Genomic DNA, 18,425 nt, shown 5'->3' with positions numbered 1-18,425 from the left:
GGTTACAGTTCCTTCTGTTTGTTAAGCACGTCTTGCACCACATCGTTCAGTACTTGGCGTTGTTCAGCACTGAGATGGTCGTCGGTCATGGCATGAAAAAAGTCATCGATGATGTCTAACTCTGTGCGTGCCAGTTGCTCTTTGCTGTGCACCTTGACGACCTCGCTGTCGCTGCGTTCTAGCACTCGCTTGGTGAGATCGAGAATATTGGGATACACCTGCCGTAACCTTGCCATGGGGTCTAACAGGGCTTCTTTGTCGGTGAGTTTTACTTGTACATAATCTTGGTGATAGGGGTCGTTCTTGCCCTGCTCGAGAATCTCAGCAAAAGCGCCTTCGATAATGCGTACATCACGTAACGGCTTCAGTGGGTATTGGCTGATATCAGCCTGCTGGTCGGCAGTAAATTCTACCAGGGTGACGCTCTTCTTATGGTTCACTTCAGAAAAACTATATTTTAACGGCGAGCCGCTATAACGCACGTGCTGGTAGCCACGATACTGGGCTTGGTGCAGGTGGCCAAGGGCGGTGTAATGAAAATCTTTAAACAGATTGGCATCAACGCATTCGGCCCCACCGATACTGAGGGGACGCTCTGAGTCGCTCACACTTGCTCCGGCAATAAAGCTATGACTTACCACAACGTGAGTAGCTTGCTGGTTAGGATGGTTTGCAAGATGTTGCTTAAGCAGGTTGGTGACGTGCTCTTGGGCGCTTTGATGATCCGTTGTCTTCACCCCGTAGAAGTCATTCACGTGCTCAGGATCGCAATAAGGTATTCCCCAAATGACTAATTCGCCGGTGTCGGTTGTCAGTGTTACGGGTGTGAGTAACTGTTCAAACGAGGTGAATAGATGTAAGCCGCTGTGTTTGAGTAAATTCGCGCCAAAGCCAAGCCGTTTCGCCGCATCGTGATTCCCTGAAATCATCACTACCGGAATCTGATGTTCGCTGATCAGGGTGTTCAAGGTACGGTCAAGTAGGGTGACAGCCTCAGCTGGCGGTAATGCCCGATCATAGACATCGCCGGCAACAATCACCACATCAACTTGCTCGGCAACGGCGCAGGCAATGATTTGTTGAAGGATGTGGGCCTGATCTTCAAGCAGCGATTGCTGGTTAAAGATCCGGCCAAGATGCCAATCTGAGGTGTGTAAAATTTTCATGGAACCGTCCTGATGTTGCTGCATGGCTGTGCTGTCAATTCAAGGATAGTACCATAGCTTGCCGTGGCGACACTTAGTGTCGTAACTGAATAAAGCTGAAGCCACGGCAAAACTTGCCGAAGTTGGTTTGACGGTTTCTGCTGCTCAGCACTTACCTTGAGTGGCCGCATGCACTAGTTTAAGGATAAGGATTCAAATCTCATCCATATAACTAGTGCAGCAATTAGCAATTTCGCCGTAAACCCTCGCCCAATCGGGCGGGGATATAAGGCGATTGAGGCGAAGCCTCAACTTCTTCCTTGACAAGCAAAGCCATATCAGGAGAATACTGGTTATTTATACAGTGGTATAATTTAAATGTTAAGGGCGACAAAAGTACGCATTTACCCAACTCAAGACCAGGCTGAGTTTTTAATAGCTCAGTTTGGCGCTGTGCGTTTCGCGTACAACAAGGCTCTGCATTTAAAGTCTCATATGTATCGCAAGCACAGGGTTACGCTGAACCCCAAAAAAGACATAAAACCGCTGCTTGCAGTTGCTAAGAAATCACGAAAATACCACTGGTTGAAACAATATGATTCAATCGCCTTACAGCAGGCGGTTATCAATCTGCATCAAGCCTTTGACAACTTCTTCAACCCGAAGTTAAAAGCCAAATTTCCGCAATTTAAACGCAAGCACGGCAAACAGTCGAGCTATCACTGTGTGGGTGTAAAAGTGCTGGATGGGGCTGTTAAGTTGCCCAAGATGCAGCCTGTAAAGGCAAATATCCATCGTGAAATTTCGGGAGCAGTTAAAAGCATTACAGTGAGCCTGAGTAAAACTGGCAAATTCTACGCCTCTATCCTTGTGGATGATGGAGTTAAAGCGCCTGCATTACTTCACACTATAAGCAAGGTTACAGGTGTTGATTTGGGGCTGTCTCACTTCACCATCGAATCAAACGGCAGAAAGACTGCCAACCCTCGATTTGTAAAACGCGCTGAGAAAAATCTCAGACGTAAGCAGCGTCAGTTGTCTCGTAAGGCTAAAGGGAGCGCCAACCGAGCAAAGGTTCGTTTGTTGGTTGCTAAATGCCACGAAAAAGCAGCAAACGCTCGTGCCGACTTTCAACACAAACTCTCTCGAACTCTCGTTGACGAAAACCAAGCGGTGATAGTTGAGACATTGAAATCGGCCAATATGATGAAAAACCGTAAACTGGCAAAACACATAGCCGATGCCTCATGGCATAGCTTTGTCAACAAACTGGAGTACAAACTGAAAGAGCAAGGCAAATACCTAGTCAAGCTCGACCAGTGGTACGCCAGCTCTAAGACTTGCCATTGTTGCGGTCATAAAATGGAAGTAATGCCCTTATCGGTTCGCTCATGGGATTGTCCCTCATGCGGAACGATGGGTATAGATCGCGACTTAAATGCCGCCTTCAATATCCGTGATAAAGGCATTCTGGAATTAAAGGCGGCTGGACGGTCGTCTCTGCTTATGGAAGCTGCGTAAGCCTCGATACTATCGAGCAACGGCTAATGAAGTAAGAAGCATCGCCCGATAGGGCGGTGAGAAGTCACGTGACGACGAAACGATTGGCATTATTGCGCTAACGGCTGCTGCGGTTATCACCGAAGTAGCATTTTGGATCACAGCGCTACTGTTTGGCATGGCCATGGTTGATGCCCGTAAAATGCTCTGGCACAAGCTTACTGGGCGCTCAGCTAGCCAAGCCTCTGGGGGCCAAACGTCTGAGCGTTAAGCGAGGGGGAGATTCACGCACACGGCCAAGCCACCTTGTGGCGCGCGGCTTATAGCAACACTTCCGCCAAGCATGGTGGTAGCTGATTTAACAATCGCAAGGCCTAAGCCAACGCCCCCCGAGGTGCGTTGGCGGGCATCTTCAGGACGAAAAAAGGGTTTAAGAAGGTCATCGACATAGACCTCTGCAACGCCATCACCGTCGTCCGCCACAGTTAACGTAACGTGATTATCTTTCTGTTCGAGTTCTAGCCAGACTTGGGTGTGAGCGTAACGTACCGCATTGTCCATCAGATTATGAATGATTTTGCGTAGTAATGCCGGAACGGCTTGCACGGCTAAATCGTCTGAGGGTAGGTGGCTAGTTATTTTAATCTGGCGTTCGTTCAAGCTGTAGGCTTCGGCAGCTTCAGCAACAAGCTGGCTCAGTGAACATGGGGAAGTGACGGGTTCAGCCATGGTGTCGCGCGATAATTCCAGTAATTCGCCTACCAAAGCATTAAGCAACTGCACTTCGTGCTGAATTCTGTCCAGTTCTGCGGTGGTGCCTTGTTTACGTTGCATAAGTGCAGCGGCCATGCTTATCCGTCCCAGCGGTGAGCGAAATTCATGAGACACATCAGCCAATAATCGTCGTTGAGCCGTTAGCGCCTCATGTGCGGCCAAGCTGACGTGATTAAGCGTTTGTGCAAGCTCGCCAACCTCGTCCGAGCGATTGACTAATGCAGCGGCAATTCTTACACCAAAATCACCTTGAGCCATAGGCTGGGCTTGTCGCTCTAAGGTAAGGATGGGGCCTGATAGTTGACGCGCCAAAACAAATGCACATAAGCCCAGCACCATGAACACCGCCAGCGCCCACCAAGGTGATAGCGCTAACCAATGCGCTAACTGTAGCTGGCGCGCGAGTTCTGGCGGCACCGGTATAAAGACGGCCCACTCTTGTTGATTGGCGGTTATGTGGATGGGGCCTACCATCCATTTACCACGGGCGCGAAAAAACACAGTAGGGCCAGTTGCTAGTTCATCATCAACAGGTGTTACCCAACCGCGTGAACGACCAAAGTTGATGCGAGGAGGGCGTTGTTCATCAATTGCGTTCGCCTGAGGGCGCTGGCTTAAACGAGCCTCAATGATGCGTTGCTGTTCACTGATGTAAGCGCGCTGTTCAGCATTAGGCGTTAACGTACGCTCAGCGTTGAGGCGCATCATTACGGCGGTAACCAAAGCGACAGCAATTACGGTGGCGATGATCCATAAAAAGGTACGATGGAATAATTTCATGGTCGTTGCTCGACGGCTTCAGCCCAGAGATAACCTTGGCCTCGGCGGGTAACAATGGGAACTTTGGACATCTGGCGACTTAATTTTTTACGTAGCTGACTAATATGCATATCAAGGCTACGGTCGTAAGGTAATTGACGCCGACCTAGGACAACCCGCGACAAATAGTCTTTGCTGAGCACCTCACCTGGATGGCTTAATAGCTCGTTTAGTAACTCTAGTTCGGTTCCGGTTAACGAGATGGGGTGCTGGTTTACGCAGACTGAGGCACGCAGTTGATCTAACAGCAAACTTGCCGAGCTGAGTTTATGACATGGCTCGCCAACATGGTGCTGCGTTTGACTTGCTTGGTAGCGTCGAGTCACCGATTGAATACGGGCGATTAGTTCTGCATCCGTAAATGGCTTAGGTAAATAGTCGTCGGCACCCGAGTTTAAACCTCGGACTCGATCGGCAGGATCGCCCTTGGCGGTTAGCATAATCACTGGCAGTTGAGACTGTTGCCGCAGCTGCTCGAGTAAACTAAATCCGTTAAGCTGCGGCAGCATCACGTCTAGCAGTATCACGTCAAAAGGTGTTTGACTTAACGCGAGTTCTAGCCCTTGCGGACCCGTTTCGGCATGGGTGACTGTCATGCCTTCATAACTTAGTAGTTCGGTCAGCATCTGAGCTAAAGGACAATCATCGTCGATCAGAAGTACCTGCAACATGCGCGGCCTCGTTAGTTGTTTTTCTAAGTGCAGTTTACGCTATTTTTGTTGAAGGTGACGAGGTGCTGACACTTCTTTACAGACGCCAACGTTGCTTTACGTAAGAGCATTTATAGTGAGGATGTCTACCAACAACCGAACGAAAAGAGGTTTATGATGCGTAATACATTGATAGTTTTTGGTGCAGCGATGTTACTGGCCCAGGTCTTTACGGCGCAAGCTCAGCCGATTGAGCGGCCACAAGCTGCGCGGAGTCATTGGAGCGCGGGTGGTGAGAGGCATCCTCTGCGAATGCTGCGCGGACTTGATCTCACCGACGAGCAAAAACAACAGTTGCAAGATTTACGAGAACGCCAGCAGCAGCATCGTATGGCGAATCGTGACAGCGTGAAGGAAGCACACCAGTGGCTTAAACGGAGCACGGAACAGTTACTGAGTTTGCCGGAGTTTGATGCCACGCTAGCTGCTGAGATTGCTGCACGAAAAGCTGAGCTATTAAAAACTCGTGAGCAGGAGAAACTTAAGGCGCAATTTGAGCTTCAGCAAGTGCTAAGTGCTGAGCAGTTGGCAAAGCTTAAAGCAAAGCACAAAACAAAACATAAGCATCGTTTCGCCATTCCGAAAGGTTAACGAACTAATCCAAGGTGGCGGAATTCTTATTCTTGAGTAGAGTAGTTGTTTGTTATCTCAATTTAACTCAACGTAACTCAACGTAACTCAAAAAAGGATAGGACTATGGCAACTCATAGAGGGTCGTGTTTATGCGGCGCCGTCACCTTTGAAGTTCAGGGCGAATTTGACAGTTTTTATGTGTGTCACTGCCGTTACTGCCAAAAAGATACCGGCTCGGCTCATGCCGCTAATCTTTTTGCGAGTTCAGCCACGTTAAACTGGCTTGCTGGAGCTGAGGCAGTCACTTCATTTACCCTGCCCAATACCCGACACAGCAAGAGCTTCTGCAGACACTGTGGCTCGGCTTTACCTAATCAACCGAGTGTATCTATGTTGATGGTTCCTGCTGGGTGTTTGGATTCGCCCATCAATCTATCACCTACAGCTCGTCTTTTTACCGCCAGTGAACCTACCTGGTGTAAGGCTTTAGAGACGAGCCCAACGTTTCAAGGATTACCTGAATAACATCTTGTTGTCGCAGCTCATCATGATCTAGAACCACCGAATAGACAGTAATGAAAGTTTAAGGTTAGGCAGGAGAAAGGTGATGGCGTCGGTGGTGGTAGGCGTGGATGTGGCATGTTCACGGCAGAAGCGTATTCCGATTGTTTTTGCGCAGTGGCAAGGGGCGCGGTTGGTGCCGTTGCCGGTGCGACAGTTGGCGGTACAACCTCCGTTTGGACAGGGCAACAGACGTGTTATTGATGACGCCTATACGGCAAGTTATGCCGAGCAAGTGCGCGCTTATATCGAAGCCGTGTGTGACCATTACCAGTTGCAGATTGCGTGTATTGGTATCGATGCGCCGCTACGCCCGCGCGCTGAGCAGCTCTCATTTCGGTTGGCTGAACAGGCGTTAGCCGACGCTGGCATTCGTTGTTACAAAACACCGTCGGCCACAGAATTCAGGGCTATTGTGGACAAAGCGCGGCAGCACTTGGCCGCTCGAAAGCCCGTTGCGAACATGCCTCATGTGATGCAATTGTGGATGCTTGCTGGTTTTGCGTTGGCCGAACAGTTAGCAGAGCTGGCGCCGTTGATTGAAGTTTTTCCGCAGGCAACGATTCGGCAACTACTCCCGCAAACTCCGCATAAGACCGCCCTGGGTGTGCCTGAGCAGCAATTGGCTGCCATTGCACAGCACAGCGGTTGGCCAGCCACAGAAAACGAGTGGCAACAGCTACCGCAAATTAGTTTTGGCAGCACCCACGATAAAGTTGACGCCTACAGTGCGGCTTGGGTTGCTGGCTTGAAAGTGCACGCACCGCATCGATTACAGGTGTTTGGAGAGGTGGCACAGGATGATGCGATCTGGGTGCCGCGCGCAGTATGAAGATGTCGACAAGCGTTCAGGTGGTTTGGTTTAAACGCGACCTTCGTTGTGTCGACCATGCGGCGTTGGCTGCAGCCGCTAAAGCTGGGCCGGTGCTGGCTTTGTATGTGATTGAGCCGAATTATTGGCAGCTCTCTGATACCAGTAACCGCCAGTGGATGTTTGTGCGTGATGCCTTGGTGGATTTGCAGCAGCAGCTGGCGGCGCTGGGCGGGCAATTGTGGTTAGCTCACGGGCATGTACTGGAGGCGCTAAGCGAGTTACATCAAGTGCTACCGCAGTTTGTCCTGCATAGTCATCAAGAGCACGGTAATTTATGGACCTTTAAGCGCGACCAAGCAGTAGGGCGGTTTTGTCGTGGGCACCAGCTAACTTGGCATGAATATCCCCAGTTTGGGGTGGTGCGGCCAGTACAGCGCCGTGTTGGTCGCTTTCATGAGCATTGGTTTGATTGGATGCAGCAAGCGCAGCAGACCCTGCCCGAGCACATCGCTTTTGTGCCGCCGGCGTGGTTGGAATCTACCTCGTTGCGGCCGTTGACGATTGAGTTGCTGCCCACCAATTTAGGTACTGATGCTTACCTGTTGCGATCGCGCCAGCAAGGCGGACGCCGCGAGGGTTTGGCATTATTGGAGAGTTTTCTAACACGCCGTAGTGAGCATTATCGAGGTTCGATTAGTTCACCTTTGACGGCGGTTTCAAGTTGCTCACGATTGAGCCCTTATTTAGCTTATGGCTGCTTGAGTTTGAAAGAAATTGTGCAAGCCACCGAGAGCAGCCGTGCCAAAACCGTGCCCATTCATTGGCGTAAAAGCCTAGCAGATTTTAGCCAACGATTATGGTGGCATTGTTATTTTATTCAGCGCTTTGAAAGCCATCATCGAATGGAGTTTCAGGCGTTGGTGCCGGCCACGGATAAGTTACCGCGGCCTTTTGATGCCGAGCGTTTTGCTGCGTGGCAGCATGGCCGTACAGGCTGGCCGATGGTGGATGCCTGCATGCGTTATTTGCATGTGCACGGCTGGATAAACTTTCGGATGCGCGCCATGTTGGTTTCTGCGGCAACCTATTCACTGTCGTTGCCATGGCGTCCGGTGGCCGAGTGGTTAGCGCAACTGTTTGTGGACTACGAGCCAGGGATTCACTTTCCGCAGGTGCAGATGCAAAGTGGCCACGCCGGTAATTCGATTCTACGCATTTATAACCCGGTGATGCAGGCACAAAAACTTGATCCACAAGGACAATTCGTACGTCGCTGGGTGCCGGAACTGCGTTCTATCGATGCGATGTGGCTGTTTGAGCCTTGGCTGATGCCGGTGCATCTAAAACAGCAGCAGGGTATCGATTACCCGCTGCCGTTAGTCGACTTTGAGCAGGCCCATCGACAACTCAAAAATGACGTGAGCCAGCTACGCAAAGAACACAACCTACGCCCCGCCCACGGCTTCAATGAGCGCCGCTCGCGCACCGGCTCACGCTCACCCTCACGCAAAAACACCCCACCTGATAACCAACTCAGCCTGTTTGACTAACCCGTGAGGAACTTGCGGCCCCAGCTACGGACCCAGCTACGGAGGTGGGTCTGCAAGTTCCTCAATGAATTGTTGTAAGCGCGGTATCATGGTTTAATAATGGCTAGGTTTGTTGCTATAAAAGGTGGAGGTTGGTGATGAAGATATTGCAGGTGGATTTTCCGTATGCAGGGCCGTTTGGTGCTGAGATGGCGGCACAGATGCAACAGTTGGCAGAATCTATTACCCAAGAGCCAGGCTTTTTGTGGAAGATCTGGACAGAAAACCAAGCTAATGGTGAAGCGGGCGGTCTTTATGCTTTTACTGACGAGGCCTCAGCACAAGCTTATTTAGAGATGCACAGTGCCCGGTTGAAGTCGTTTGGGGTGCCATCAGTGCGTGGCCGCATCTTTGATGTAAACAGCGAGTTATCAACGATTACTAAAGCTCCACTTTAACTCCCTACTTAAAAACTAAAATAATTGACGGAAACGAGATGGCGAAGCTGTTAAAGATAATCATGATTAATGGGCATCTGCCGGGTGTGGTGGAGTTGGAACTGGATGGCCATACCAATATTTGTGGTAGCAATGCGTCGGGTAAAACCACGTTGCAGCGGATGATTCCGGTTTTTTATGGTGAGCTTCCTAATCGGGTGGTGCCGCGCACTCGGCTAAGTTTTGATAAGTATTATTTGCCGTACAAAAATAGCTACGTGATTTATGAATACGAGCGACCTCGCCATGGTTTGGCGCAAGTGGTTTTAACTAAGCGCGCCGATGGGATTGATTATCGTTTTGTGGATGCCGGCTATGATCCCCAGCATTATTTATTAGAAAAAACCGATGGCGTGGTGGCTAAAGAATATCAAGATTGGGCGCACTTTATGCGTAGGCTATCGATTGATATGTCGGCCAAGATTTCGACCACCACGGAATACCGCAATATTATTCTTAACGATATTAAAAATGACCGTAGCCAGCGTAGCGAGAGTTTAAAACATCGGCAATTAGCAGCGCGTTATGCGCTAGCCCAAGATAATCATAGGTTGCGCCATATTGAGAAACTGGTGTCTGCGGTGCATGCCAAAGAAGGCAAAATGGATACGCTGAAAAGCATGCTGGCGGCCATATTAGAGGAAGACGGCTATCAGCGCCCAGCCAATACGTTTACGGGCGATAAAATTAAAAGCTGGCTGCGTGATATGAAGCAGTTCATGAAAGTTGAACGCTTGCAAAAGAGTCTAGCTGAAATTGAGCGCGTAAGTGCCGAACGCAATAATAATGTGGCGGCATTATGGCAATTAAAAAAGGTGATTGAGACCGACTTTAGTCAGCAAAAAATAGCGAAGGCAGATGCTGAACAGCGGTTACAACTTTTGAAGCGGGAACTTGCAGAGGCGCAAGCTCATTACGAGCAAGTACGGGGCCAATTACGCCAACAACAAGGTGATGCACAAGCTGATTTGGATCAAGCTGAACAGCGTTTGAGCAGTGCCCAGCGCGAATATGATGACTATCGCGAGCAAGATGTAGAGCGGCTGGGGCGTGAGCTGGAGTTGTTACCTGAACGCCGCGCCGAGCTGCAAGAGTTAGAGCAGCATTATCACTTGCTGATGGAAAAGCACCAAGATGCGGAACAGCAATTAAATAGTCACAAACTGAAATTGCGCGATGCGCTAGAGCATAAGAGTCAAAAATTACGTGCGCAGATGCAAGTTAAAGCGGGTTTGCGTGAACAATTGATGCAAGCGCAACTGGATGCCGCCAAGCAGCAGAGTCTGCAGTTGCAGCAAGAGTTGCAACGAGTGCGTGAACAGTTTGAGGCGCAGCTAGAAGCGCTGCAAAGCGAGTTGGCGGCTAAGCAAGCTCAAGCGGGTTTGTCGATGCTTAACAGCGACGAGCACGAGGCGATGCGAATAGCTGAAGCGCGGGTAGATGATGCGCAAGAACGCCTGAATCAGCAGCAAACATTGGTGACCAAGCAACAGGAGCAGCTGAATGTAGCGTTGCGTGAGCGCGAGCGCGCTGATGCGGATGTGCGTGACGCGCGTAGCCGCAGTGCTCAAGCTGCGAGTCGGGTGGAGCAATTGCAACAGCAGTTGGCGCCGGCTCCTGGCAGTCTCCGCCAGTTTTTAGGGCAGCATGTGGATGATTGGCAACAGAGCTTGGGGAAAGTACTAGCCGAACCTTTATTGCAGCGTACTGATTTAGCGCCGCAACAGGTCAATCACCAAGAGCAGACCAGTTTGTATGGCATTCAGCTAGATTTAAGCGCCGTTGAATTGCCCGATTACGCCAGTACGGACGAGCGTTTGCAGGAGCAACTCGAGCAAGCCAGCGAGCAGTGGCAGCGCACCCAGCAACAGGTGCAGGAAACAGAAAAGGCTTTTGCGAAGGCAGTTGAGCATGCGAAATTGCAGCAACAACAATTAGATAGGTTGCAACAGCAGTTACGCAGCAGTAGCCAAGATGTGGAGTTTGCCCGCGACAACAAGCAACGCTTACTGCATACCCAGCGCCAAATAGAGCAGGAACGTAAAGGGCAACTGCGGCAGCGGTTAGAGCAGTTACAGCAACAACTACATAAAACTAAAGAGCAGCGAGCGCAGGCCCTAGCTGAGGTGGAATCGGAGCAGCAAACGCTGGCGCTGGAGCAAATGGCGGAATTTCAGGAGCAGTTGCAAATCCTTGACGATGCCGTGGCTGATTTAAGCAGCGAACTCGAGCGCGCCAAGGCACAAACGGCTGAGCAAATGGCTGACTTAGAGCGAAGCTTTAGTGCCAAGCTGGCTGACGAAGGGGTGGACCCGAAACGCTTAGCCGAGCTGAAGCAGGAGCGTTTACAACGTAGCGAACATATTCGTGATACCGAGGCTCAACGAGATCATTTTGCCAAGTATCAGCAGTTCATGCAGGTCACTTGGCAGGGCCTAAGGCCGCAATGGTTGGCTGCTGAGCAACGTGCAAAACAACAACTGCGCGAAGTAGGCGCAGAGTTAGAGCTGCACGAAAATAAGTACCGTGATCAGAAACAACTGCTGCAACGCCAAGCCAACGAAGTGAAAGAGCAGTTGGAGAAAATTGAGCGCCAGGTGATGAATTTACAGGCTTTGGTGCAACGCATGGCGGATTTGCCGGTAGCAACCATAGCTGCGCTTGATACTGATTTTAATGCCGGCGATGTTAGCGAGCACGTGGCGCGAGCTCACCAGCTGTTGGATGATAAGCAGAAGCTTGATAAAGATCTCGAACAGCGCATTCCACGCTTAGAAAGTGATTTACGCCAAGATGCCGATAGCCAATTTATGAGCTTTATTGAGCAATCGTTAGGGCAGTTGGGCGAAGCCCCAGATCTACAAGCGCAAGTTACTACCTTAGCTGAATTGTTAAAAGTGCTGGAAGCCAAACAAGAGCAAACCATTGATCAAGGTCGAACCATTGGTAAAGGCTTGTTTGAATTCTTTACCGTGTTTAACGATATTCATAAACGCGTGAGTGATTACAGCCGGCGCTTAACCCAAGCGGTTACTGATGAACTAACTTTAGATGGTATTGATAAAGCCGAAGTTAAAATCAGTTCAACTATTGATGAATTAAGCTTTTGGAAGCCGCTTAAAGAAATGACCTATCAATACAAGGTGTGGAATAGTTCTGGCGAATTGTTACCACCTGCGGAATATATTGAACATTTAACTGAGGTGGCTGATTTACTGAAAGCGAATCAGGAATACACCATCGAAAGCTTATTGAAATTACAATTAAATCTGATAGAAAATGGTGAGCCGGTGGTGATTCGTAATGATCGCCAATTAACGGATTCGTCGAGCCATGGTATGGCCTATCTTATTTTATGTAAGTTCTTATTGGCCTTTACGCGGCTATTACGACCACCGCAAGCGGACGTGACCATTCATTGGCCGATCGATGAGATTGGTACCTTGGCATATCACAACGTTGAAAAGTTATTTGATGCCTGTAATCACAACAACATTGATATTGTGGGGGCCTTTCCTAACCCTGAAAGTGATGTGTTGTTGCTGTTTAAGCATAGGTATTTGATTGAACCTCATGCGCAGCAACCTAACAAAGGCCAGTTAAAGCGGATTAAACCACGCGTGTCTGAGCTTACGAAAAAGTTACAGCAGTTGCAGCCTGCTCATCAGGTGACAGGAGGTACCGCCTAATGCCACACGGACCTTTACTAGAAGCCTTGTTAGCGGGGCAGTACATTTGTGCAATCACCAACGAAGATTACTTTACCAAGTTGCAGCGCGACGAGGTGCGTGAAGGCTTGGATGATTATTTACGGCCACTGAACCGCCGCGTGGCCACCAATGATGAACAAACCGTCTTTTTCTTGGCCTATCGCGATATCGACGAACCCGCACGCGAGCACTTAAAACAACAGCTCAGTGTGGTGATGAGTTCGATGTTGCCTTTGTTGGAATGGTTAACCTATGTGCAAGAAGCCATGGGTAGCGATGCGATTTTGACGGCTGGCGATACCATTAAACTGCAAGAGTTGATGGTGAAAACTGAAGACAACCCAAGTTTGCGTCAGCGCCTGCAAGCCCTAGCAAATGATAAGTTTTTTAACTCCAATGCAGATGCGGTAGATGCCCAAGCCAAGCAAGTGGCTAAGCGCTTGGTTGAGCATGGTTATTTGCTGCAGCCTCATGCCAATCGGTTGTATTTTACCGTCACTGGTAAAATTGATTATTTGCTTGATTTGGTGCGCTTTATTAAAGATGAAGAAAACATCCCGTTGGATGAAGGTCAGAGCCAAGTGGAGTTACTCTAATGGCTGGACAAGAGCGCGAATCACAGCTGCTGAGTAGCTTGTTTGAGGTAGGAGCAGAGCGTCTCAAATTGATAGGCGACCATGCGAAGCTACTGATGCAGGGTTATTTACGCGGTAGCATTGACGTGGCGGCAGTATCCGAGCGCAGTTTAAAGCGCTTGATAGCAGCGCGAATTCTGTATCAACCTGACGCTAGCACCGAAGTTAAATTACGACATCCGGTAACGCAATTAGTCGCGGCTTTGGTGACTGACGAAAGTCGTCGGCAAATTGATGCCGGTGTGGCCGATAAACTGGTGGCGATTCGTGGTTACGTAGAAGGCATGCGTGAGGCCCAGCGTATGGGCGATGGCGTACGTGTTGATAGCCAGATGCTGCGTATAGAAGAGGCGGTTTATGATTTAACCTCACAATTTGAAGAAGCCATTTTTAGTTTATGGCACCGCTTGAACAGTAACTTTGGTTTCGTTAGCAATTTAAGCGATAAAATTCGTGAAAACGGTCGTGCTCAGCAGCAAATCAAGCGTCTTATTGAAGGGTTGTCGCTGATTGATTTTGATGAGTTTATTGAGCTGGCGGAGGGACATCCGGGGCTGCGTAAACTATTGGTGAGCCGTCTGCAGCAACAAATTAACACCCACCATGGCAGTTTGCTCGAAGTTCAAAAACGCTTAGTTGAGCTGATGACACGCTTCCGAGAGCAGCAAGAACGCAGCTTGTTGGTGGTGAATATGGCGGGTTTTTTGCGCGAGCATCCAAGCTTTGCCATCGGCGATTATTCCTACCGTACTCAGGTGCCCAGATTGGTGAACCATGCCGCTCCGGTGCTGGCAAGTGCGGGGGTAGCGCTGGATAAACGCGAGCAGCAGCCGGCCTTGGTGCCGTTAATTCATAGCTTATACAAAGAATTGGCGCTGAAAGCCAAAGTGGATACGGCCAGTTCTAATAGCAATAGCATTGAGGTGAATGCCAAGCAACAAGCGGTTGAGGCACGTCAGCAGCAGCTCAAAGAAGATGCGATGCAATACTTTATTGCGGTCTGTGAGCGGGCCCAAGATACCCAAGCCCATGACGCTGAGCCCTTGTCTGCGCTTGATTACTTGCAGCAACAACAATTGTCATGGCCACCCGAGGTGTGGTTATTTCAGGTGTTGGGCGAGTACAACGGTTTGCCTCGTCACGAGCAGCAGTTATTTCAGTTGTACCGGCAAGAGCAGCCCGCTAGCCGTTTTAACCATCTGTATCTGATTGCTGATATCGCTGTGCGTTATCAGCCGCATGCGGCGGCTTAGGTCGATGGTGCCCTACGTATGTCTGATTTAAAGCCCCGTGAGCGTAAGTTACTGCAAACTATTGCGGCGCAATTGCAACGCCAGTTGAGAGTGGTGCGAACCGTGCGGGCTACCGACCAAGCTGTGCTTGAATGGTGTGTGGAGCAAGATCTGATTGCTAGTCATGCAGCCCAGCAGCCACAATTTGCCTACAGCCAAGAGCTGCTCAAGGGCATTAGCACGCGCCTGCAGCAACAACAGTTGGCGCCGCTTGGTACGGACCTTAGCGGTAGCAGTCTGGCCCAAGCCAAACAAGGGCAAGCTGAACATAAGAGTGTCCGTAGCAAGCCGCGGGCGCAGCGGGTGTTGATGGCTCGGCAGCAGGAGATCTTGGATGTCGACCAACGCAACTTAGATCTCGATAACTATGCGGCGTTGGTGGTGGTGGAGAATCTAGATTGCTTTTATCAGTTGCAGCAATTTCAGTTGCCGTCTACGCCTGCACCCATGTTAGTGGTTTACCGCGGCGATGTGGCTTACAGCCAAGGTCGGGCGGCATTGTTGCAACGCTGGCGCAGCAGCACTAAACCGCTATGCTACTTTGGCGATTTGGATGCCAAGGGCTTTCATATCGCGCAGCAAGAAGGTTTTAGCCATATTGCGGTGCCTGAGTTAGCGTGGTTTTGTGAGCATGCCACAGCACATGCTTATCCGGCCAAACAGCAGGTGTTTGCTGAGCAGCTTGCTGGTGGTGGCGATTTAGCTGGGTATCATCAACTATTGCAACGTGAACAACGCGCCATGTTACAACAATGGCTGCAGGATATTCCCCTGCATTGGGCCCGTTGTCGTTAGCGTAGAAAATCTACTTGTTCGGCGCTGTAGCGGGTTAACTTTAAGCGTTGGCCGATATGCAGGGCCGCACGCAATAACCAGGCGGGCAACCGTTTCGCTTTAAAGAGCGCTGTCATGCTCACCCGCAAGGATGCCATTTAGCAGCAACAACGAACTCGCAGACATAGGTGCTCCTAGCGATTTGAGCGGTTATCAGCCATAGAGGCGAGGGCTTGGCGCTCGGTTGCCAGGGCTTTTAAGTAGCTCTCTTTGTGCACGTAATAAGCCATGCGCTCGAGTTGCAAATAGTTCATGCCGCCATCAATACGCTGATTGGCATGTTGCTGTACTTTGTCGAAAAAACTCTGCGCAGCGCTGGGGTTATCCTGTTGCAGACGAATCACCGCCGCCACTAATTGAGCTTGCTCATCACGACCTTGCCAGCCAAGCCCCGAAGCCTCGACCATGCCCATCACAAACAGATTGGCATGGCGCGGACTGAATATATTAAGGTACAACTGCGGTGCGTGACCTTGCCAATTCAAGTGTTCGGCTGCAATAAAGGGGTAATGCAGTTGGTAACCTGTGGCTTGCAAGATCAGATCGTAATCGGCCTGTTGGCCATCCACAAAATCTGCGCCGCTGGGTGTGAGCCGGCGAATATCGGGGCGTACTTTAATATCACCATGGCCAATATGATGCGGCTGGCTGGCAGGGTTCAAGTTGGTACGATGTTAATTTTGATGCACAAACCAACGAGCTCGATCTCCAGCTGATAGAAGCGGCTGTAGGAACTGTGTGTGATGCGCAATAGCTGGCTGCGTTAGCTTGGCCAAGCGGGGTTAAACACCACTTCCCACAAATGGCCGCCGGGGTCGCTAAAATAACCAGCGTAGCCGCCCCAAAACACCGTTTGTGGCGCTTTCACTTGGCTGGCTCCGGCGGCAAGTGCTTGCGCAAATACAGCATCTACTTGGTCGCGCTCAGCCACATTGTGGCTGAGCAGCATGTTGGTTGAGGTGGGCTCAGCAAGTGACAACCCTGTGTCGCGAGCTAAGCTAGCACGCGGCCACAGGGCAAGTTTAAGCCCGGGATTAATATCAAAAAACACCACCGCACCGTATTCGTATTGGGTGCCCACAATGCCAGCAGTAGGCCAGCCTAAACCATCGCGATAGAAAACTAGTGCACGTTCTAAATCGTCAACCGCTAAGGTAATGACCGAAATACTTGGCTGCATGTGGGGCCTCTCTGGTGATTGTGGCTGGTTACAGCTCGTCATTTTGCATCGCTTGCGCAATAAGCTCAACGGAGCGCAAGCGGGCTTGATGATCATACACGTCCGACACAATCATGAGTTCATCGACACCAGTTTCCTTGATGAAGCTCTGTAAGCCTTGTCGCACCGTGGCAGGGGCGCCAATCACGGACCGCGCTAGCATGCGTTCTGCGGTTGCCTTCTCTCTTGGTGACCAATAGCTCTCAATGTCGTCTATGGGTGGCTGACTTAAGCGCTGGCGACCGCCGGCTAAATCAGCAAAAGACATCTGCTGAGTGGTGGCTAAACGCGTAGCTTCGGCGTCCGTGTCAGCAGCAATCACATTAATGCCCGCCATCGCGTAGGGCTCGGCTAGTTGCTTGCTGGGCCTGAATTTACTGCGATAAAGTTGCAGCGCTGGCAGGAGCATTTCAGGTGCAAAATGGGAGGCAAAGGCATAGGGCAAGCCAAGTTCAGCGGCTAAACTGGCGCCGTACATGCTCGAGCCTAAAATCCACAAAGGCACTTCCGTACCGGTAGCTGGTACCGCCAAGATCGCTGGTGACTCGCTAGCTGGTGCTAAGTAGCTCTGTAACTCCAAGATATCTTGTGGAAATTGCTCAGATGCATGAGCCGGACGGTGCATAGCACGAATAGCGACGGGGTCCGTGCCAGGGGCTCGGCCTAAACCTAAATCAATACGGCCCGGATACAATTGAGCGAGCGTACCAAATTGCTCCGCAATAATGTAGGGCGCATGGTTGGGTAGCATGATACCGCCTGCGCCGACCCGAATGGATTGGGTGCCGCCAGCGATGTGTGCAACCACCAATGCGGTTGCCGCGCTAGCAATACCCGGCATGTTGTGATGTTCAGCTACCCAAATTCGTTGGTAGCCCCATTGTTCGGCGTGATGACCAAGATCACGAGCGTGATTAATGGCAGTGCCAGCATCAGCTGCGGTGGTCACACGCACCAGTTCTAGTAGGGATAATGTTGTCATAGGGGCATTATCTTACATCCAGGTTGGCGGAGCAATGGTATAAATAACTTCCATATGAGCAGCACTAGCTTTGACTTAAGCGAGTAATGGGTCTTTACTTAGTGGTTACGTAGCTAGGGAAAGAAACCTATGTGGCACCTTGTTAAAATGTTCGTTTTCTCGTCAGCGGTGTTGTTGAGCGCATGCAATAATGATTCTGAGGTGGCAACTCCAGTACCTACGCCGCCAGATCCGCCGCTGGCAGAAACGCCACCCAACATCCTGTTTATTGTTATCGATGATGCAGGTATCGATCAGTTTTCGGCTTTTGGGTATGGCGGTGCGGTACCGGCAAATACCATGTCGATTAATGCTATTGCTGAAGCTGGGGTGCGTTTTCGTAATACTTGGACGATGCCTACCTGTTCGCCCACCCGGGTGACGTTTTTTGATGGTCGCTACCCCTTCAGAAATGGTGTTCGAAACGCAATTGTTTCAACGGATTTAGCCAACTCCCAAATGTCTCCCTACGCGGTTTCGGTACCTGAATTACTGCGTTCAGAGGCCGGCTACGTGAGCGCACTTATCGGTAAAATGCATCTAACAGGGTCTGATTTAGGGCCAGATAACCATGCCCTTGGTGACAGCGCCATGCGTGATTTAGGCTGGGATTATTTTGCCGGTTATCTTGATGGTGCGCCTTACCCGATCGATACAACCGCGGGAGGAATTGCGCCAGAGGGTACTTATCAGTGCGGTTGGGTGCCCATTACGGCACTGGATGAAGAACATGGTGCGGATCGCGGGGTTTGTTACTTTGCCGATCAAACTTTTCAAGTGATGAATGATTTA

Annotated in this window: 17 protein-coding genes; 11 read left to right on the top strand and 6 right to left on the bottom strand. The window is 50.4% G+C overall.

The annotated features are described in order from the left end of the window. Positions 1-2 precede the first annotated feature (2 nt). Positions 3-1,166 (bottom strand): exonuclease SbcCD subunit D, encoded by a 1,164-nt coding sequence (locus tag ACQ661_RS11780; protein ID WP_431668455.1) that lies wholly within the window; start codon positions 1,164-1,166, stop codon positions 3-5. A gap of 357 nt (positions 1,167-1,523) precedes the next feature. On the opposite strand from ACQ661_RS11780, the gene ACQ661_RS11775 reads away from it, so the two are divergent. Beyond that, entirely contained in the window at positions 1,524-2,666 is a 1,143-nt protein-coding gene (locus ACQ661_RS11775) for an RNA-guided endonuclease TnpB family protein (protein ID WP_431668454.1), read from the top strand. Between the two features lie 246 nt (positions 2,667-2,912). Here ACQ661_RS11775 and ACQ661_RS11770 read toward each other — a convergent pair whose 3' ends face one another. Together ACQ661_RS11770 and ACQ661_RS11765 are read right to left on the bottom strand one after the other, a co-directional pair. After that, positions 2,913-4,199, bottom strand: coding sequence for an ATP-binding protein (locus ACQ661_RS11770; protein WP_431668452.1), 1,287 nt, complete (start codon positions 4,197-4,199; stop codon positions 2,913-2,915). Then, positions 4,196-4,909: a response regulator transcription factor gene (locus tag ACQ661_RS11765; protein WP_431668451.1), complete on the bottom strand. Its 714-nt coding sequence runs from the start codon at positions 4,907-4,909 to the stop codon at positions 4,196-4,198. Before ACQ661_RS11765 ends, ACQ661_RS11770 begins: the two co-directional genes overlap by 4 nt. Positions 4,910-5,062: 153 nt before the next feature. On the opposite strand from ACQ661_RS11765, the gene ACQ661_RS11760 reads away from it, so the two are divergent. The 9 genes from ACQ661_RS11760 to ACQ661_RS11720 all read left to right on the top strand — a co-directional run bounded on the left by ACQ661_RS11760 (position 5,063) and on the right by ACQ661_RS11720 (position 15,354). Continuing rightward, the gene (locus ACQ661_RS11760) at positions 5,063-5,539 is read left to right on the top strand and encodes a Spy/CpxP family protein refolding chaperone (protein ID WP_431668450.1); all 477 of its coding nucleotides are present in this window, start codon (positions 5,063-5,065) and stop codon (positions 5,537-5,539) included. A gap of 105 nt (positions 5,540-5,644) precedes the next feature. After that, positions 5,645-6,046 carry a GFA family protein gene (locus ACQ661_RS11755; protein WP_431668449.1) on the top strand — a complete coding sequence of 134 codons (402 nt, stop codon included), beginning with the start codon at positions 5,645-5,647 and terminating at the stop codon, positions 6,044-6,046. Between the two features lie 82 nt (positions 6,047-6,128). Further along, the gene (locus ACQ661_RS11750; RefSeq protein ID WP_431668448.1) at positions 6,129-6,914 is read left to right on the top strand and encodes a DUF429 domain-containing protein; all 786 of its coding nucleotides are present in this window, start codon (positions 6,129-6,131) and stop codon (positions 6,912-6,914) included. Between the two features lie 2 nt (positions 6,915-6,916). Then, positions 6,917-8,446: an FAD-binding domain-containing protein gene (locus ACQ661_RS11745; protein ID WP_431668446.1), complete on the top strand. Its 1,530-nt coding sequence runs from the start codon at positions 6,917-6,919 to the stop codon at positions 8,444-8,446. A 137-nt stretch (positions 8,447-8,583) separates the two neighbouring features. Then, complete coding sequence (locus ACQ661_RS11740) at positions 8,584-8,883, top strand: monooxygenase (RefSeq protein WP_153827304.1); 300 nt, start codon at positions 8,584-8,586, stop codon at positions 8,881-8,883. A gap of 38 nt (positions 8,884-8,921) precedes the next feature. Further along, positions 8,922-12,611: an ATP-binding protein gene (locus tag ACQ661_RS11735; RefSeq protein WP_431668444.1), complete on the top strand. Its 3,690-nt coding sequence runs from the start codon at positions 8,922-8,924 to the stop codon at positions 12,609-12,611. After that, positions 12,611-13,228: a hypothetical protein gene (locus ACQ661_RS11730; RefSeq protein ID WP_431668443.1), complete on the top strand. Its 618-nt coding sequence runs from the start codon at positions 12,611-12,613 to the stop codon at positions 13,226-13,228. The genes ACQ661_RS11735 and ACQ661_RS11730 overlap by 1 nt, the downstream gene beginning before the upstream one ends. Beyond that, positions 13,228-14,520, top strand: coding sequence for a hypothetical protein (locus ACQ661_RS11725; protein WP_431668441.1), 1,293 nt, complete (start codon positions 13,228-13,230; stop codon positions 14,518-14,520). Before ACQ661_RS11730 ends, ACQ661_RS11725 begins: the two co-directional genes overlap by 1 nt. A gap of 18 nt (positions 14,521-14,538) precedes the next feature. Continuing rightward, positions 14,539-15,354 (top strand): DUF7281 domain-containing protein, encoded by an 816-nt coding sequence (locus ACQ661_RS11720; protein ID WP_431668440.1) that lies wholly within the window; start codon positions 14,539-14,541, stop codon positions 15,352-15,354. A gap of 173 nt (positions 15,355-15,527) precedes the next feature. Here ACQ661_RS11720 and ACQ661_RS11715 read toward each other — a convergent pair whose 3' ends face one another. The 3 genes from ACQ661_RS11715 to ACQ661_RS11705 form a co-directional block, all read right to left on the bottom strand. After that, entirely contained in the window at positions 15,528-16,055 is a 528-nt protein-coding gene (locus ACQ661_RS11715) for a hypothetical protein (protein WP_431668438.1), read from the bottom strand. Positions 16,056-16,156: 101 nt separating this feature from the next. Then, positions 16,157-16,573, bottom strand: a complete 417-nt coding sequence (locus ACQ661_RS11710) for a VOC family protein (protein ID WP_431668437.1) — start codon at positions 16,571-16,573, stop codon at positions 16,157-16,159. Positions 16,574-16,601: 28 nt separating this feature from the next. Continuing rightward, the gene (locus ACQ661_RS11705; RefSeq protein WP_431668436.1) at positions 16,602-17,594 is read right to left on the bottom strand and encodes an LLM class flavin-dependent oxidoreductase; all 993 of its coding nucleotides are present in this window, start codon (positions 17,592-17,594) and stop codon (positions 16,602-16,604) included. Between the two features lie 129 nt (positions 17,595-17,723). Between ACQ661_RS11705 and ACQ661_RS11700 the strand changes: the two genes are divergently transcribed. Continuing rightward, positions 17,724-18,425, top strand: a 702-nt coding sequence (locus tag ACQ661_RS11700; protein ID WP_431668434.1) for a sulfatase-like hydrolase/transferase, incomplete at its 3' end; no start/stop codon positions are given.

Origin of the sequence: Pseudidiomarina sp. WS423 (assembly GCF_050750165.1) — a bacterium.
Taxonomy (GTDB): Bacteria; Pseudomonadota; Gammaproteobacteria; order Enterobacterales; family Alteromonadaceae; genus Pseudidiomarina; species Pseudidiomarina fusca.
Note: the sequence above shows the minus strand (reverse complement) of the source record. Positions and strands in the feature narration are given on the sequence as shown.